The organism is Flagellimonas maritima (assembly GCF_003269425.1).
GTDB lineage: Bacteria > Bacteroidota > Bacteroidia > Flavobacteriales > Flavobacteriaceae > Flagellimonas > Flagellimonas maritima.
On record NZ_CP030104.1, the window covers coordinates 1,913,643 to 1,930,473 of the forward strand.

Here is a 16,831-nt window from a genome sequence, read left to right on the forward strand (position 1 = left end):
GTTACGCAATTACTTGCACTTGTGTAGCAACCATTCCTTTTCTTCCTTCTTCCTCTTTGTATTCCACTTTGTCGCCTTCGTTCAATTCTACTCCGTTCAATGCGGTAACATGAACGAAAATGTCTTTTCCTGTGTCGTCGTTGGTAATGAATCCAAAACCTTTGGATTCATTAAAAAATTTTACTGTACCAGTCATGAAATTAAATAAATAGTTAAAATACTAAAGTAGGATATTTTGAATATACCTATACAAATTAGGTTTTAAATCTTGTGAAAATTATTGATTTTCAGGGTTTTCCTTATCCTTGCCCTGCATTTTTTTAATGTTTTCGTTGGTTAGCATATAATCTTTCATTTTTTTTCCTCTGCTTTCTGTAGCCAAAAAAAGCGGCATTGCGACCAAGAAAAGTCCTAATGTACCAAAGCCAATGTATTTATTTGCAGTTACCGGGATATCTTCTTTTATCGTAAAACCGTAGATGATCGAACTAAAGGAAGCCAATAGAACCAGTATTATTAAATATCTTATTTTAAGTTTCATCGGGAATAATTTATCAATTTTCTGCGATATGCTGTCAAAAGTTTTGATTTAGAAATGAAACCAATATATTTTCCTTCTTTAATCACAGGTAAATTCCAAGCTCCGCTATCTTGAAACTTTCGCATGACTTGTTGCATGCTATCTGTTTCATGAAAAATATATTCTGGGGGCGCATGCATCAGATTTTTAACAAAAATTGTATTGTACAATTCAGTATCGAACATCAATTGTCTAATGTCATCCAATACGATTATACCCATCAACTTTTCTTCCTCGTCCAAAACCGGAAAGATATTTCTTTTTGATACTGAAACTGATTCATGCAACATTTGTCCGAGGGACATTTCTGGATGCACAGACTTGAAATTCTTTTCGATAACATTGTCCAACTCCATAAGGCCCAGTACCATCTGATCTTTATTGTGGGTCAATACAGCTCCAATCTTTGCCAATTCTTTGGTATATATAGTATAGTCCAATGCATTTTTAGTGATTAAATAGGAAATTGATGCAGTAATCATCAATGGGACAAAAAGTTGATATCCCCCAGTTATTTCTGCAATTAAAAAGATGGCTGTCAATGGGGCATGAATAACACCAGCAATCAATCCTGCCATACCAATTAGCGTAAAATTACTTTCTGAAACCTCGAATCCCAATCCCAGATTATTGATAACTTTTCCCATTGCATTTCCAAAGGCACTGCCCATAACCATTGTAGGTATAAATATTCCGCCAGCACCACCAGCAGCAAAAGTGGTCGTCATGGCTATGGCCTTAAAAATCGTGATGCCGAATAAAAGTACAATAACAACCCAAATATTATCTGTGTATGTGTCAAAGGGAGTTTTCCCCAATGCTTTTATATGATTGCCGTCTAAAAGATTATTGATGAAACCAAAACCTTCCCCATACAATGGTGGTATGGCGTAGAGCATAATTCCAATTGCGATACCACCAACCAAAAGCTTATATTTTGGACTTTTAAAGCGTTTGAAAAAATCAAAGATTACAAAATACATTTTGGTAAAGTATATGGAAGAGAATGCAGTGCCCACTCCTAGTAAAATGTAAAAAAAAGTATCCTCAAGCTGAAACCCTTCGGACAATGAAAAACTAAAAAGTGTTTCGTTCCCCAAAAAGAAATAGGAGGTAAGTACTCCTGAAATCGATGCCAAAAGCAAAGGCAACATGGAGAGCATCGTAAAATCCAACGTAAATACTTCGACAGCAAAAATAATAGCAGCTATGGGTGACTGAAATATGGAAGAAATTGCACCTGCGGATGCGCATGCCACCAATAAGGACCTAACTTTTGCATCAATATGAAATAGTCTGCTAAGATTTGAACTTATTGCAGAACCGGATTTGACCGCAGGCCCCAACAAACCCACAGAACCACCAAAGCCAACGGTCAATGGTGCTGCGATCAATGGCGTATATATATCTTTTAAACGTAACAGCCCCCCTTTTTTTGAAAGAGAAAAGATAATGGATGAGACAGCATGCTGTATTGGGTGCTTGTGTACAAATTTTACATATATATAGACCAAAGTGAGACCAATAATAGGCAAGATGAAGTAGAGTTGATTTTCTGAAAAGACAACACCTTTTTTCAACAAAGCCTCTATAAAATATGTAGTATTTTTTAATGTAACCGCAGCTAAACCTGCCAATAACCCAACGACGATACTCATGAGGTGAACAAACGTCTTGTTGGAGATGTGCCTGTATCTCCATTTTAAAAAGTTGGTGAGAATTTTTTTGGTGCTAGGCATGGGTTAAGGTTGAATTAAATGTACTGATTTAGTTCCCAATAATCTTGCTTAGCTCTTCTAAATCTTCCCAGTAAATTTGTCGCAAAGGCTCTACATAGACACCATTGTTGTAAAATCCTTTTTTAAAGTCCAATTTTGCTTTCTGAATATGTGATTTTGCTTTTTTATACGCTTTTTTCTGGTTGAGAATTAAAGCGATATAATATTCTGCATCTGCTGAATTTTTGAAATGATAAATGATCTTTTCGAAATTTTCAAGCGCTTTAGTTGTATTTCCAGATTCAAAATAAGCAATTCCTCTATATAAAAAAGCATTGATTTCTACCCAATCCTCTCCTGTTTCTTCGGTCTCTTTTTTAATATGCTTGTCAAAATAATAAATACAGTTTTTATAATCTTTAAGTCCTAAATACGCTATAGCTCTCCAGTAATCAACACTATGACCTCCAGTATAGTCAATAAAATTTGGTGTTATGGTATCAGTTGCATTAAAATCTGCAATTGCCTTTTCATAATCCCGATAAACTTTCAAATAAGCAGTACCCCTTACTGGTTGCCAAGTTCTTGGATTGTAGTGAACTGCTCTATCTATTATTGGTTTCCATTTATGCGGTATACCTCTTTTCAGGTAAGCGATGGAAAGTTCACGAATGGCTTCAGCATAGGTAGAATCAATGCGAATAGCTTCTTCAATCAAATTCATGCATTCTGGAGAGCCTTGTGGATATTCAATAGCCTTTTTGTATACTTTCTCAGCTTGTGCCGCTATTTGTTCAACTGTTTGTTTTGGCTCCTTTTCTTTACAGGCAAAGTGTACCAATACCAAAAGTAAACTAAGGCAGTATTTCTGTAATTTCTCCATTTTCAATACGATAAGATAAATACATGTAGGAATCTCTATATTCTTCGAATATAAAATTGGGGTTCCATTTTTCTAATTTGGAAGTAAGCTCAAATATTTGTTCCACAAGGTCCGGATCAAAGTGTTTTGGCATTAGGTTGAGGTCATTTTCATGAATGATATACCGTCCAGCTTTACCTTTGCAATTGATAACAAAACGGATGGTCAAATATCCCGAATCATTGTAATTTTTGTTTTTATAATTTTCTAGAATAAAACGGCGCAAACCATTTTTTCCTTTACTGTAAGTTGCTTTTTCCGGATTATAATATTGAAAAATCCTAGATTTATTACAGACATGGAATCCTTTATTGAGTCTTGCTTTTGAAGGATCAATATACCCAATGTCATGTTCGTGTTTTTTGACACCTGTCAAAGATTCGTGATTTTTTTTGACCTCCGGAGTCCAAATCAAGGCAATCGTAGCAACAACCATTATTGCGATTAAGGGATAAAATGGTTTCATCTGTTTTTGCAATTAAATTTTTTAATCTATCGACTATAACTTAGTCGATAGATTATAATTATTTCAAAACTAGAGGTTGAAAATGCAGGTAGGCTTATTGCAAAATAAAAAAATTATAGATCAAGTTTTAAATGCAGCTCTTTTAGTTGCTCATTGTTAATAGGTGAAGGAGCATCAATCATTACATCCCTACCACTATTATTTTTAGGAAAGGCTATAAAATCCCGAATGGTTTCTTGTCCTCCCAAAATTGCTACAAGCCTGTCCAAACCAAAAGCAATACCACCGTGGGGCGGCGCACCATATTGAAATGCATCCATTAAAAACCCAAACTGTGCCTTTGCTTCCTCTGGAGTAAAACCAAGGTGCTTGAACATGGTCGCCTGTATTTGCTTATCGTGTATACGAATGGAACCTCCGCCTATTTCGTTTCCATTTAAAACTAAATCATAAGCATTGGCCTTTACTTCTCCCGGGTTGGTTTGCAGTAATTCCATTTGTCCTTGTTTAGGAGAAGTAAATGGGTGATGCATGGCATGGTAGGTATTTGTTTCTTCATCAAGTTCCAATAAGGGAAAGTCTACAACCCATAGCGGTGCAAATTCATTGGATTTTCTTAGTCCCAATCGCTCTGCCAATTCCATGCGGAGTGCACTTAATTGAGCCCTTGTTTCATTAATATTTCCCGAAAGAACGCATATAAGGTCTCCTTTTTCTGCGTTTGTTGCTTTTGCCCATTTTGCCAAATCTTCTTGATCATAGAATTTATCTACAGAAGATTTGTAGGTCCCATCCTCATTACATTTTACATAGACCATGCCCTTGGCCCCTACTTGGGGTCTTTTGACCCAATCTATAAGTTTATCAATTTCTTTGCGTGTATAAGAAGCGCCCCCCGGAACTGCTATGCCGACTACCAATTCAGCGGAATTGAACACATTGAAATCTTTATGTTGGCATACTGAATTCAGTTCAGCAAATTGCATTCCAAAGCGAATGTCAGGTTTGTCGTTACCGTACAAGCGCAGGGCTTCATCGTAGGTCATTCTTGGGAAATCACCTGAATCTACGCCGCGGATTTCTTTTAACAGGTGTTTTGTCAATCCTTCAAATGTTTTTAGGATATCTTCTTGCTCCACGAATGCCATTTCACAATCTATTTGGGTGAATTCGGGTTGCCTGTCCGCTCTTAGGTCTTCATCCCTGAAGCACTTTACTATTTGAAAATATTTGTCCATTCCACCTACCATAAGCAATTGCTTAAAAGTTTGTGGAGATTGTGGTAGTGCATAGAACTGTCCTTCGTTCATTCGGCTGGGCACCAAAAAGTCTCTTGCGCCTTCAGGTGTCGATTTTATCAAGTATGGGGTCTCAACTTCTATGAATCCTTGATTTGATAAATAATTGCGGACTTCCATGGTAACCTTGTGCCTGAAAATAAGATTGTCCCTGACCGGTTTTCTTCGAATGTCCAAATAGCGGTATTTCATTCGAATGTCTTCGCCGCCGTCAGTATCATCATCAATAGTAAATGGAGGTAATATGGATTCGTTCAGCACATCGAGATCAGTAACCAATACTTCTATATCACCAGTTGGAATATTGGGGTTCTTAGAAGCTCTTTCTATCACTTTCCCTTTAATTTTTATTACGGTTTCGCGCCCTAAGGATGATGCTTTCTCCAAAAGAATTTTAGAGGTACGGTCTTGGTCAAAAACCAACTGGGTCAAGCCATACCGATCACGCAGGTCGACCCAAACAACAAATCCCTTGTTTCTTACTTTGTGTACCCATCCACTTAATACAACTTCTGACTCAATGTGCGATATCCTTAGATCACCGCAAGTAATGCTTCTAAACATGTTATTTATCTGAACGGCAAATTTAATAGGAATAGAAATAATTATAACTAGATATAAGTATTTTATAAGGTATTATAAATCTGGGAGAGATTTTGAATAGTTGAAGAACCATAGGAATTAATGTGTTTAACAATCAGAACAAGACTTTAGTACTTGATTTTAAACGCTACACGGCTAAAATTAATCGATAAAATAACTTAAAATTTTTTATTAAAAGATATTTAAATAAATGTAAATAAGAAGTTTACAGACTTAAAGTTAATTTAATGTAAATTAATTGTTATTAAAATATGTATTTAATGTAAAATAATATTTACCTTTGTATCGTTAATGTTAAAACACAAGTTCAAAACCCATAACATAATGAAGAAAGGAATATTTTTTTTAGCGGTAATGTTTTCGGTTTGTATATATGCTCAAGGCACTGAACCGACTTTGGAAAAAGTTGGGAAAATGGTAAAAGCTACATATTTTCACGAAAACGGTGAAATAGCCCAAACAGGTTATTTACTAAAAGGTAAGTTGCATGGACAATGGTTGATGTACAATATAAGTGGTAAAAAAATCGCCTCGGGCAAGTACAACGAAGGTAAAAAGTCTGGTAAATGGTTCTTTTGGGAAGATCAAATTTTGAAAGAAGTTGATTTTTCAGATAACCGCATCGTCAATGTAAAAAACTGGAATCAATCTGAATTGGTTTCAATAGACAAATAATTTAGTATTGTACATACAAAAAAGTCCGTGCTATAGCGCGGACTTTTTTTTTATTTTAAATTATTGTTAAGCAGCAATGTCCAATGTTTCTTTGTTATTGCTTTCTTTTTTAACCCTATTTTTTTTGATTCTAACTTTTATTCGGTAAACAAGGCTAAAGAGTATGGGTACAACGACCAATGTTAAAAACGTCGCCACTATCAATCCATAAATTACTGTCCAGGCCAATGGACCCCAGAAAATAACATTGTCTCCACCAAAGTATATGTTTGGATTGAACTCGCTGAAAAGTGTAAAGAAGTTAATGTTAAATCCTGTTGCTAAGGGAATTAAACCTAAAATAGTGGTAATTGCCGTAAGTAAAACGGGTCTCAATCTTGCTTTACCACCTTTAACTACGGCTTCCATAAAATCTTCGGGTTCCAGTAAGTCCTCTTCCTCGAGATTTAGTGCAGCTTTTTTCCTATCTATCAAGAGTTGGGTATAGTCCAACAATACAACACCATTGTTAACCACAATACCGGCCAATGAAATAATGCCCATCATCGTCATCATGATAACGAAAGCGCTACCAGTAGCAACGATGCCCCCAAAAACGCCAATCAAGCTCAAGAAAATAGCCAACATGATGATTCCAGGTTTGGATACAGAATTGAATTGGAAAATCAGTATAAAGAAAATTAAGCCAAGACCTGTAAAGAATGCACCCATCAGAAATGCCATTTGTTTGTTTTGTTCTTCAATCTGGCCAGTATAATCGACTTTAATATTGTCTGGAATACCTTCAAAATTTTGCATTTCATCCTGCACTTTGCTAACAATTGCACCCGCATCTGTAAAACCAGGAGCCAGGGCCGAATAGACAGTAACCACTCTTCTTACATCTCGGTGTTTAATTGCGCTAAAACCAGAACTGTTTACCTGTTTTGCAACTGCAGACACAGGAACTTCCTTTATCTGGCCGGATGATTGATCCCTGAACGTAATTTTTTGATTGAAAATTGCGCTGGTATTATATCTGTTCTGTTCATTAAAGCGAACATATATGTCATAATCCTCTCCGTCTTCCTTATAAATTCCTGCTTTTGCCCCAAAAATTGAATTACGTAATTGTTGTCCAACCTGTCCAGTGGCAACGCCCAGCTCTCCTGCCTTCTTTCTATCTACAGCTACAAGCATAGCCGGCTTGGATTTGTTCACATCGATTTTAAGTTCATCGATTCCCGGAATATTTTTGGAGTTTATGTAATTGCGCATTTTCTCAGCAGAAGCAATTAATTCAGTATAGTCATCGCCCTCCAATTCAATATTGATGGGATACCCTGCCGGTGGCCCCACAGCATCTTTTTCAACAGATATAGCTACCCCAGGGTATACATCCTTCAAAGCTTCCTGAACTTTTTTCAACAACTCATTACTATCAGCTCCCTCTCGGAATTTATATTCACGCATAGTAGCCGTAATCTTTCCTCTATGCGGCATTTCTGCAGCGGAGCCGCCATCAGTTTGTGGATTGCCAGCTCCTTCACCAACTTGTGATACGGCACTTTCAGTCAAAAAGTTAAAGTCACCGTTCATGTAAGCTTCCTTATTGATAATGTCGTAAACACGCTGCTCAATATCCTTGGTGATGGTATTGGTTTTTTTGATATCTGTACCCTCAGGGTATTCGATATAAACAATAATCTGATTGGGAGTATTATCAGGGAAAAATTCCACTTTGGTTCTCTGACTGCCCACTGATGCACCAAATCCCATGAATGCTATGACTAATAGCACAAATGTTCCTATCGCTATAAAAATGGGCTTTCTTCCATTGAGCGAAAATCGAAGTGTTCTTTCATACCAGCGCTCCCACTTTGGTAGAATCTTGTTTTGGAAGCCAGCTGCCCAATTTCTTAAAAATAGCCTATAACCCCATAACAATATAGCCGTTACGATCATTAAAGTACCCAACGCGCGATAAGCGCCACCAAAAATCAGAATCAATAATCCAATGACGCTTATAATTGCGGTAATCCTTATAATCTGCTTCAGTGGCATACTTTTATCTTCTGTCGTCATAAACTTAGAGACCAGAACTGAGTTGAAAAAAATCGCTACAAATAAGGAAGAACCCAATACCACGGACAAGGTTACAGGAAAGTAAATCATGAATTGTCCCATTACTCCAGGCCATAGACCAAGTGGAACAAACGCAGCTACTGTTGTAAGTGTTGAAATAATAATAGGAAATGCAATTTCCCCAATACCTTTTTTAGCGGCTTCTACTCGCGACATCCCTTCTTCGTCCATTAAACGATATACGTTTTCTACAACAACGATTCCGTTATCAACCAACATACCCAGACCCATAATCAATCCAAAGAGAATCATGGTGTTCATGGTATAGCCTAAAAGATTCAATATCATTAAAGACATGAACATGGACATTGGTATCGCAAACCCTACAAATAGCGCATTTTTAAACCCTAAAAAGAACATGAGTACGGTAACCACCAAAATGATTCCAAAAATAATGTTGTTGACCAAATCATCTACCTGACCTATGGTCTTTGAGGATTGGTCATTGGCAATGGTTACTTCTACATCTTGTGGGAAGACATTTTTTACCGCATCGTCAACCATTACCTGAATTTGTTCAGCCGCTGCAACCATGTTTTTCCCTGCACGTTTTTTAACGTCCAGCATGACTACAGGATGACCAAATTCCCTGGCAAAAGTTGTTTTATCTTCTTCTTTAAAAGAAACTTTGGCAATATCCTTTAAGTAGATCGGGTTGTTGTTCTCAGACTTGACCACAAAATTTTCAAGTTCTTCAGGCTCATCGATTTCACCAACAATTCTAATGGTCCTGCGTTGGCCACTCGTAATGAGATTGCCAGCAGAGGTCGTCATGTTTTCTCTGCTTATGGTATTAATGATATCATCGAAGCTTACTTGCGCGGCCATCATTTTATAGATATCGACTGCAACTTCCACTTCTTTTTCCTGTACGCCTCTAATATCCACTTGCTTTATTTCCTGCAACCCTTCAATTTCATCTTCCAAATATTCACCATATTCTTTGAGTTTATCTACTGGATAATCACCGGAAATATTAATGTTCAGGATAGGGATTTCTTCGGACATACTAAGATCGAACACATTCGGCTCGACTTTTGCCCCATTAAAGGTGGGCCAATCTTCCCCAGAAGTTTCGGTATCCACTTCATCTTTTACTTTTTGCAGGGCAGCTTCTACAGAAATTCTTTCATCAAATTCTACGATAATCATAGAATAATCCTCTTGCGATGTTGATGTAATCTCGATAACGTTGCTAACCGTTTTAAGGTTGTCTTCCAGCGGATCGGTAATCAGTTTTTCAATATCCTCTGCGGTGTTTCCGGGATATAATGAGCTAATATATATTTTGGTTTCCTTTATTTCCGGAAAGCTCTCTCTTGGCATACTAAAATAGGCTGAAGCCCCCAAAAAGAGAATGACGGCAATTAAAACATACATCGTTGTTTTATTGTCAATGGCCCAAGACGATAGCTTAAACTCTTTGTCTACTTTTTTCTTTTGTTTGCTCATATTTAAGTCTTTAGTCTATAGTTGATAGACGTTAGTTTTTTATTTCTTAAGATAGTTTTGAAGGCTTGTCAACATTTTTGATAATTCAACAAGTTGACTTTTTAATTTCATTTCCTTGTGGTTTGAAATATATGCTTGTCTACGTGCGATAGTTATACGAACAACACTTTCTTTAATAGAACCCATAGCGATTTGTAAAAATCTATTGAACTGAGCGTTGGTATCTCCAGCACCTTCAGCAATGTTCAAAGGAATGGATGTGGACGCCCTTGTAAATTGAGATGTTAGTCTATAGGTTTCCTCTTTTGGAAATTCTTTGCATAGTTCATAGACATCATCCACAAAATCTAAGGATTTTTGATACACTTTTAAATCTTCAAAAGAGAAGTGAGCAGAGTTCATAGACTATCGACTAAAGACTATATACTATTTTTGATTCTAACTTTTTGCCCTTCTTTTACACTCCTGGCACCTTCGTCTATAACCCCGTCGCCATTGTTTATCCCAGACAGCACCTCAACATAATCTCCTTGGGTTTTCCCGGTGGTAATGATTTTCTTAGTGGCGATAGCTTCGGAAGAAACCGAATCGTTCTCTACCAAATAAACATATTGTTGTCCTGCGGCATTTTCAGATACAATGCTTTGGGGAATCAAAATAGCGCTTTCATTGGTATAGTCGTTTATCATAACTCTAGCTGTTAAATTTGGCTTTATCCTACCATCGCTGCTTGGAACAGGAATCTCCACTGTGAAGGACCTATTGCTTGGATTGATAAAATTACCAGTTTGTCTTACTTTTGTTGTGACGCTGTCACCCAGTACGGGAAAATAAACATTTACATTTTTTCCCACAGTTACGGTTGGCAGATGACTTTCAGGTACCTCTACTTCAATGTACATGTTAGATAGGTTGACTATCCTAAAAACTTCAGAACCAGGGCCTGGTGCCACTACAGTTCCCTGATCTTTTATTACATCGTCAATAATACCGGAAAATGGAGCTCTAATAGTTGATTTAGAAACTTGGCTCTGCATCTGTTTTACAGCACTTTCTTGTGCTTCGTAAGTTGTTTTTGCTTGTAAGTATTGAATTTCTGAGCCAATATTCTGTTCCCAAAGTCTCTTTTGGCGTTCAAAAGTGGTCTTGGCCAATTCAGATTGTGTTTTCATTTGTGCCAACTGGCTCGATAATCCCCCATCATCTATGGAGGCCAACAATTGCCCTTTTGAAACCTTTTGCCCCTCTTTTACATAGACGCGTTGTAATGTCCCGGATATTTCTGGGTAAATGAGTACGTTCTGTTTGGTCATTACATCGCCTTGAAGTTCCAAATAGTGATCGAAGTTTTCAGATTTTGCTTCTATGGTAGTTACTAAAGGGAGCTTTGCATTATCATCTAAAGTTGCAATAGCGGAATCAAGTAATTGCACTTTACTTTCCAATGCTTTTTGCTGTTCTGAAATCTCACTCTGTTTAGCGCGCATGGCATCCAGATCGTTGCTGGCAATAACGCTTTCCACGGAATTTTTATCGCCTTCTCCACATGAAGATAAAACGAATACCGCTAGTAATGAATATATAATTGTTTTCATGATGGTATGGTTTTCTTTTTGATTATTGATTCAATATGTTTTCCAGGTCTGTTTTTCTATTGATTACGTCTACCATGGATTGTAGATATTCTTGTTGTGTGGTATAGAGCTGTGTCTGTGCCTGTCTTAATTCAAAACTGGTGGCAATACCTTCTGAGTATTTTATTTGGTTCTTGTTTTCAATGCGCTCTGCAAGTCTTAGGTTTTCTTTTGAGGTACCGTATTCCTCAATGGCCAAAATATAATCGCTTTTTGCAGTTTCCAATTGTAGGCGAATTTGCTCTTCGGCCTCTGTTAATTGTGTTTTTGCTTTTTCCAAAGCTATTTTGGCTCTCTGTGTGCTAGCACTTCTTCCCAATGAACTAAAAATTGGAATATTCAAGTCTACCCCAAAGTTTGAAAAAGCAAACCAGTCTTGTCCGCGGTCCAAAAAAGTAAAACTATCTCCAAAGGAAAGTCCACCATAGTTAATAAAAGCATTTAAAGTTGGCAAAGCCCTACTTTTTGCCAGTTTTAATTCGTAGAAGCGTTGTTCATTTAAATTGTTGGCAAGCTTAAAGTCAACATTGTTTTCCATTTTTAATTCTGCATCCAATACGCCCAAATCTATTTTTTCTTGGGCGAGGTCATCCAAATCTTCCGTTAAAGTTGTAGGAGAACCAATAGGCAATCCCATGATTAGATTTAGCATCTGAAGCGTTATTTTTTCTAATCGTTTGGCGTTTTTTAACTGATTTTCTATTGATGATAGTGTAATCTGCAATTGGTCCACACTTTCTTCGTCTCCAAGTCCGTTTTCAAAAATCCGTTTAGTTTCAAAAAGATTCTTTTCTAAAGTGGCCTTATTGTTTTCAGAAATCAACACACTCTCTTGGGCTAGAAGCACATTTCCATAGGCCTCTACTACCGCTTTGCGAACATCCAAGTCCGTTTTTTCCTTGTTATTTTGACTATAGCTCAAAAAAGCTTTAGTTGCTTGTACGCCTACAATATATGAGCCGTCGAAGATTTGCTGTCTTAAAGTAGCGGTAGCAGTGGCTTGTTGGGGCTGTCCAAAAACAACTTCGACAAAAGTGCCGGGCTCACCATCTGGTATAATTTCTCCAGGTAGCTGAACTACTTGTTGTTCCAATTGGTTTAGATAGTTAACGGTTCCATCTATCTGTGGCAGTCCTGTAGCAATGGTTTCCCATTTTTGTTTTTGGGCATCTACAATATCCCTATCGGCATTGATAGCCTTATAGTTATTTTGTAGGGCATAAATAATGGCTTCGTCAAGACTAAAATTATTTGGACTTTCCTGGGCATTGGAAAGACAAGGCAAAATTAATAAGAAACATAAAGTGATGATTCGCATTTATTCTTGGTTTGAGTTGATGATTGCGTTTAATATTTTTCTTCCTTTTGGGGTTACGATTCCCCTTAAGTGATATTCTAGGTAATAGTCCTCGAGTTCAACTTTTGTAAACATGGTCGATGGAAAAAGGTCGAGATCACCGAGGCTTACCGCTCCGGAGAAGTAGATGCGCGCCACAAACTGTATGTTCAGGTTTTCGCGATATATTCCTATTTCCATTCCTCGTCTTATATTATCGACCACGCATTCCTGCATAACTTCGAACTCTTTCTTTTTTAAGGTTTCGAAAATTTTTGGATAATATTTTCGAAGTTGGTACTGCGGTGATGATTTCTCGTCTTTTAAATGTAACATCACGAACTTTTTGATTTCGTATAATTCTTCGATCGGATTTTTTTTAAGAGCGATAATGTCATCGATTCCGTCAGAAATACAGTAGAACAGATCCATGGTGCTTTCCTCTATGAGTTTGGTCTTATTCTCAAAATGAGAATAAATTGTCTTTTTTGAAATCCCCATTTCATTTGCCAGATCATCCATGGTAACACTCTTAAAACCTAGGTTAAGGAATAAATCTGTAGCTCTGTGTAATATTTTTTCTCTCATATTGAGCGCCAAAAATAAACATGGAAACTTTAGAAACAAAAAAAGTTTCCAAAGTTTTACATTTTTTTAACGTCCTGTTTGTTTTCAATATTCTTACCATGATCAACACTAAGAAGACGAAAATGTGAATTTATTTTGGACTGAATTGTCGTTTTATTTCCTGAATACATGAAAATATATGCTGTATTAGCTTTCATCCTTCTTCTTACAATGGAAACACTATTTCTGGAAATCATTGATCTGTTTTTTGATTGCGTTGCAAGTATTCTTTGTAAGCTTGTTCGCCTTCTTCTTTCCAAAATTGATCGTAATGTTGCCACTGGGAGTATTCTTTTTTGGAGTCACAAAACCTTTTTAGTTTATTTTGGTGTTTGTTTTTAGAACCCCTTCCTTTAGGGGACTTATCACCAAATCCAAACAAGATTTTTGCTAGGACGAGAAGCCCAATAGCTTGCCAGTAACTAATAACGACCAATCCAAAAAGTTCTGGCATTAGCCAGTTCCATAAAAGCATGAATGCATAGCCCATTAAAAAAATGAATATGATTCCAAGGAGGATCATAAAAAATATCTTGAATCCTTTGGTCACATATTTTTCAACTTTTCTTTCGTATTTATCTCTTCTATCCATAATTTTTCTTTTTATTTTCTTTTTATTTTCTCCAGTTCTAATTTTTTTGATAATAAGGACAGCGCTCGATGCCTTCTTGACATTAAAGTGCCTTGGGGAATATTGGTTTGCTCAGAAATTTCCCTATAGGAATATCCTTCAAAATCGATAGCTATGATAATATCGCGGTATTCCGGTCTTAGACTTTTAATTGCGACTTTTAGTGCAATTTTCAAAGTTTCTGAATAAGGGTCGTCCGCATTGCCATAAAATAATTCTGCAAAATCTTCCCATTGCTTTTCAATTTCGTCGCTGTCTTCCACATTATTTTTTTTGGTTCGCATAATATCAATGATTCTGTTTTTAATGGCATTGTAAACGAATCCGGCAATATTATTTATTGGTGAAGCTTCTTCTGACCTTGAAAATACTCTTAGCGCAACATCTTGAATAATATCTTCCGCATCACGCTCCGTGGTGTCCGTAATTTTTGAATGCACGTACCCTCGCAAAGAATTATATTCTTCATCAAAAAAAGCCGTAAGTTTCTTATAATTCTCTTTATTGGAAACCATTCAAATAAGCTGTTTGCTATCTTCAATCATAAAGACGAAGGTTTTCAAATCTATTGCGTTTTTTCAGATAAACTTTTTTCAAATTTTGCTAAACTTGATTTATTGACAGTATTTTTGAGTTATGACGAATCCGAAATCAATAAACCAGTACAGGGCACTGTTCGTTTCCCATTTAGAGGGACAAATCAAACTTAAAGAACCAGAAAACCTATATGAACCTATAATATATATACTCGGTTTGGGCGGGAAGCGTTTACGCCCTGTTTTGACCTTAATGTCCGCAGAGCTATTTGGAAGTAACACAATGAATGCGATGAATGCGGCCATGGCAGTTGAGATGTTCCACAATTTTTCCTTGGTACATGATGATATTATGGATGATGCCCCACTAAGAAGAGGAAAAACTACAGTTCATGAAAAGTGGGACATAAATACAGGTATTTTGTCCGGGGATGCCATGCTCATCAAATCCTATCAATTTTTTGAATCTTATCCTCTCGAAGTCTTCAAGGAACTTACCTCTTTGTTCAGCCAAACCGCTATTGAAGTATGCGAAGGACAACAGTACGATGTGGACTTTGAAACTAGGGAAGATGTAACCATTTTGGAGTACTTAAAGATGATAGCCTACAAAACGGCCGTTTTGGTAGCTACTGCTATGAAAATGGGTGCTATTGTCGCCAATGCTCCAGAAAAAGACGCTGATGCTATATATGATTTTGGTAAAAACTTGGGTCTCGCTTTCCAATTACAAGATGATTATTTGGATGCTTTTGGCAATCCCGAAACTTTTGGAAAACAGGTAGGGGGGGATATTATAGAAAATAAAAAGACATTTCTTTTTTTAAAATCACTGGAGCTGGGTAAAAAAGAACAAAAAGAGGCTCTTATGCATCTATATTCAATCAAACCGGAAGATTCCGATACCAAAGTGGAAACCGTGAAAACAATTTTTAAGGAAAGCGGGGCAGTTGAAGAAACCAAAGCAGCAATTCATGAATATACAGAAAGGGCTTTCAGCGCCTTGGAGATGGTAAATATTTCAAAGCCCAACAAGCTTGTTTTAAGGGAATTTGGAAAAAATCTGATGGGGCGAACAGTTTAGAACAGCCTTTTGAACAAGGCTTTGACAAATGGCAGTGGTTTTGGAGCTGACATTATAAGAAGGTCCTCCCAAAAGCTGGTTTCATTGTCCAAGAATTTAAAGATGAGTTGTGGCTTTCTTTTTTTGAACAACGATTCAAATATGGATTGTCCTAAATGATTGGTCCTATAAAGAATGTCCAAAAGCAATAAATCGTAAAACCAAAACTTATCCTTTTTATGAAACTGGGACAATGGCCTGTTCTTTTTCAAATGCACTATCAGAGCATCCACTTTTTTGCTTGTGTTGTAAAATGTAAAACCTGTGCTTGGTTTTGCCCAACCTCCTGCGATACCAATATTCATTACGCTGTCAGAATTATGTTGGTGAAATTCATAACAGGTCATGGGAATATTTCCGTGTTCTTTTTCTAAAATAGTATAATTAGGACAGTCTAGTTTATTTTCTATATAATCCAGAATTCCTTCCTCATATTCTGAATGTTCAAGAGGAGCTTCAGAAAATAAGGTATATTCCAAAAGTGCTTCATTTTTTGAAAAAGGCAATATGTACATAAAACGCGTATTCCCTTTCTGGGGAATTGAAAAGTCCATGAAGGTAGCTTCATCAGGATTAAAAATAGTATTATCCGTCTTTATGAACCATCCCAAAAAATGCTGTTGCAGTACAGGATATTTTTTTTGACTCTGAACTTTCGTATAGTCAAAAATGCTATTAAAAATAATTTTACCGGAATAGCTTTTAGTTTGTGTCGATACAATCCCTCCATTTCCGTTTTCCCGTATATCTGTAACATGGTCTTTTATCCAAGTAATATTGGGAGAGGCCTTTACAATTTTTATGTAATGATTATAGAAATCGATTCCCCTGAGCATTTTATAGCTGTAAGGTTCTATTGATTTGGAAAGTCTCAATTTTTTGCCCGCAAAATAAATCTTTGACCATTTTTTATATAAAAGATGATCAAATTTACCGTCACCTTTTTCCCAAAAACACCAAGTTCGGTCATTTTTGGTCTTATCATCTTTATCCAGAATAAGGATAGACTTTGATTTGAAGAAATCATCACTGGCAAAAGTATGGGCCAATAACAAACCTGAAGCTCCTCCACCAATAATGATATAATCGTAGTTGGGCATTGATCA

Annotated in this window: 16 protein-coding genes; 2 read left to right on the plus strand and 14 right to left on the minus strand. The window is 36.7% G+C overall.

Annotation, left to right across the window (positions count from 1 at the left end):
- Position 1: 1 nt before the first annotated feature.
- From HME9304_RS08480 to aspS, 6 genes are all read right to left on the minus strand, one after another.
- Complete coding sequence (locus HME9304_RS08480; RefSeq protein ID WP_112378178.1) at positions 2-196, minus strand: cold-shock protein; 195 nt, start codon at positions 194-196, stop codon at positions 2-4.
- 81 nt (positions 197-277) lie between these two features.
- A complete protein-coding gene (locus HME9304_RS08485; RefSeq protein ID WP_112378179.1) occupies positions 278-541 on the minus strand; it encodes a hypothetical protein in 264 nt (87 codons plus the stop codon).
- Positions 538-2,319, minus strand: coding sequence for a chloride channel protein (locus HME9304_RS08490; RefSeq protein ID WP_112378180.1), 1,782 nt, complete (start codon positions 2,317-2,319; stop codon positions 538-540). The genes HME9304_RS08485 and HME9304_RS08490 overlap by 4 nt, the downstream gene beginning before the upstream one ends.
- A gap of 28 nt (positions 2,320-2,347) precedes the next feature.
- Positions 2,348-3,181: a tetratricopeptide repeat protein gene (locus tag HME9304_RS08495; RefSeq protein ID WP_112378181.1), complete on the minus strand. Its 834-nt coding sequence runs from the start codon at positions 3,179-3,181 to the stop codon at positions 2,348-2,350.
- Positions 3,153-3,686: a hypothetical protein gene (locus tag HME9304_RS08500; RefSeq protein WP_112378182.1), complete on the minus strand. Its 534-nt coding sequence runs from the start codon at positions 3,684-3,686 to the stop codon at positions 3,153-3,155. Before HME9304_RS08500 ends, HME9304_RS08495 begins: the two co-directional genes overlap by 29 nt.
- A 113-nt stretch (positions 3,687-3,799) precedes the next feature.
- Entirely contained in the window at positions 3,800-5,548 is a 1,749-nt protein-coding gene (gene aspS / locus HME9304_RS08505; RefSeq protein ID WP_112378183.1) for an aspartate--tRNA ligase, read from the minus strand.
- Between the two features lie 363 nt (positions 5,549-5,911).
- Between aspS and HME9304_RS08510 the strand changes: the two genes are divergently transcribed.
- Positions 5,912-6,262 carry a toxin-antitoxin system YwqK family antitoxin gene (locus HME9304_RS08510; protein WP_112379772.1) on the plus strand — a complete coding sequence of 117 codons (351 nt, stop codon included), beginning with the start codon at positions 5,912-5,914 and terminating at the stop codon, positions 6,260-6,262.
- A gap of 66 nt (positions 6,263-6,328) precedes the next feature.
- On the opposite strand, the gene HME9304_RS08515 is transcribed toward HME9304_RS08510, so the two are convergent.
- The 7 genes from HME9304_RS08515 to HME9304_RS08550 form a co-directional block, all read right to left on the minus strand.
- Positions 6,329-9,838 (minus strand): efflux RND transporter permease subunit, encoded by a 3,510-nt coding sequence (locus HME9304_RS08515; RefSeq protein ID WP_112378184.1) that lies wholly within the window; start codon positions 9,836-9,838, stop codon positions 6,329-6,331.
- Positions 9,839-9,877: 39 nt separating this feature from the next.
- On the minus strand, positions 9,878-10,240 hold the full coding sequence (locus tag HME9304_RS08520; RefSeq protein WP_112378185.1) for a four helix bundle protein: 363 nt from the start codon (positions 10,238-10,240) through the stop codon (positions 9,878-9,880).
- Positions 10,241-10,257: 17 nt separating this feature from the next.
- Positions 10,258-11,433 carry an efflux RND transporter periplasmic adaptor subunit gene (locus tag HME9304_RS08525; RefSeq protein WP_112378186.1) on the minus strand — a complete coding sequence of 392 codons (1,176 nt, stop codon included), beginning with the start codon at positions 11,431-11,433 and terminating at the stop codon, positions 10,258-10,260.
- Positions 11,434-11,455: 22 nt separating this feature from the next.
- Positions 11,456-12,790 carry a TolC family protein gene (locus HME9304_RS08530; protein ID WP_112378187.1) on the minus strand — a complete coding sequence of 445 codons (1,335 nt, stop codon included), beginning with the start codon at positions 12,788-12,790 and terminating at the stop codon, positions 11,456-11,458.
- Positions 12,791-13,396, minus strand: a complete 606-nt coding sequence (locus HME9304_RS08535) for a TetR/AcrR family transcriptional regulator (RefSeq protein WP_112378188.1) — start codon at positions 13,394-13,396, stop codon at positions 12,791-12,793.
- 232 nt (positions 13,397-13,628) lie between these two features.
- Positions 13,629-14,027 (minus strand): hypothetical protein, encoded by a 399-nt coding sequence (locus tag HME9304_RS08545; protein ID WP_112378190.1) that lies wholly within the window; start codon positions 14,025-14,027, stop codon positions 13,629-13,631.
- A gap of 11 nt (positions 14,028-14,038) precedes the next feature.
- A complete protein-coding gene (locus HME9304_RS08550; RefSeq protein ID WP_112378191.1) occupies positions 14,039-14,581 on the minus strand; it encodes an RNA polymerase sigma factor in 543 nt (180 codons plus the stop codon).
- A gap of 121 nt (positions 14,582-14,702) precedes the next feature.
- On the opposite strand from HME9304_RS08550, the gene HME9304_RS08555 reads away from it, so the two are divergent.
- Entirely contained in the window at positions 14,703-15,686 is a 984-nt protein-coding gene (locus HME9304_RS08555) for a polyprenyl synthetase family protein (RefSeq protein WP_112378192.1), read from the plus strand.
- On the opposite strand, the gene HME9304_RS08560 is transcribed toward HME9304_RS08555, so the two are convergent.
- Complete coding sequence (locus tag HME9304_RS08560; protein WP_112378193.1) at positions 15,683-16,825, minus strand: lycopene cyclase family protein; 1,143 nt, start codon at positions 16,823-16,825, stop codon at positions 15,683-15,685. The genes HME9304_RS08555 and HME9304_RS08560 overlap by 4 nt on opposite strands.
- Between the last annotated feature and the right edge of the window lie 6 nt (positions 16,826-16,831).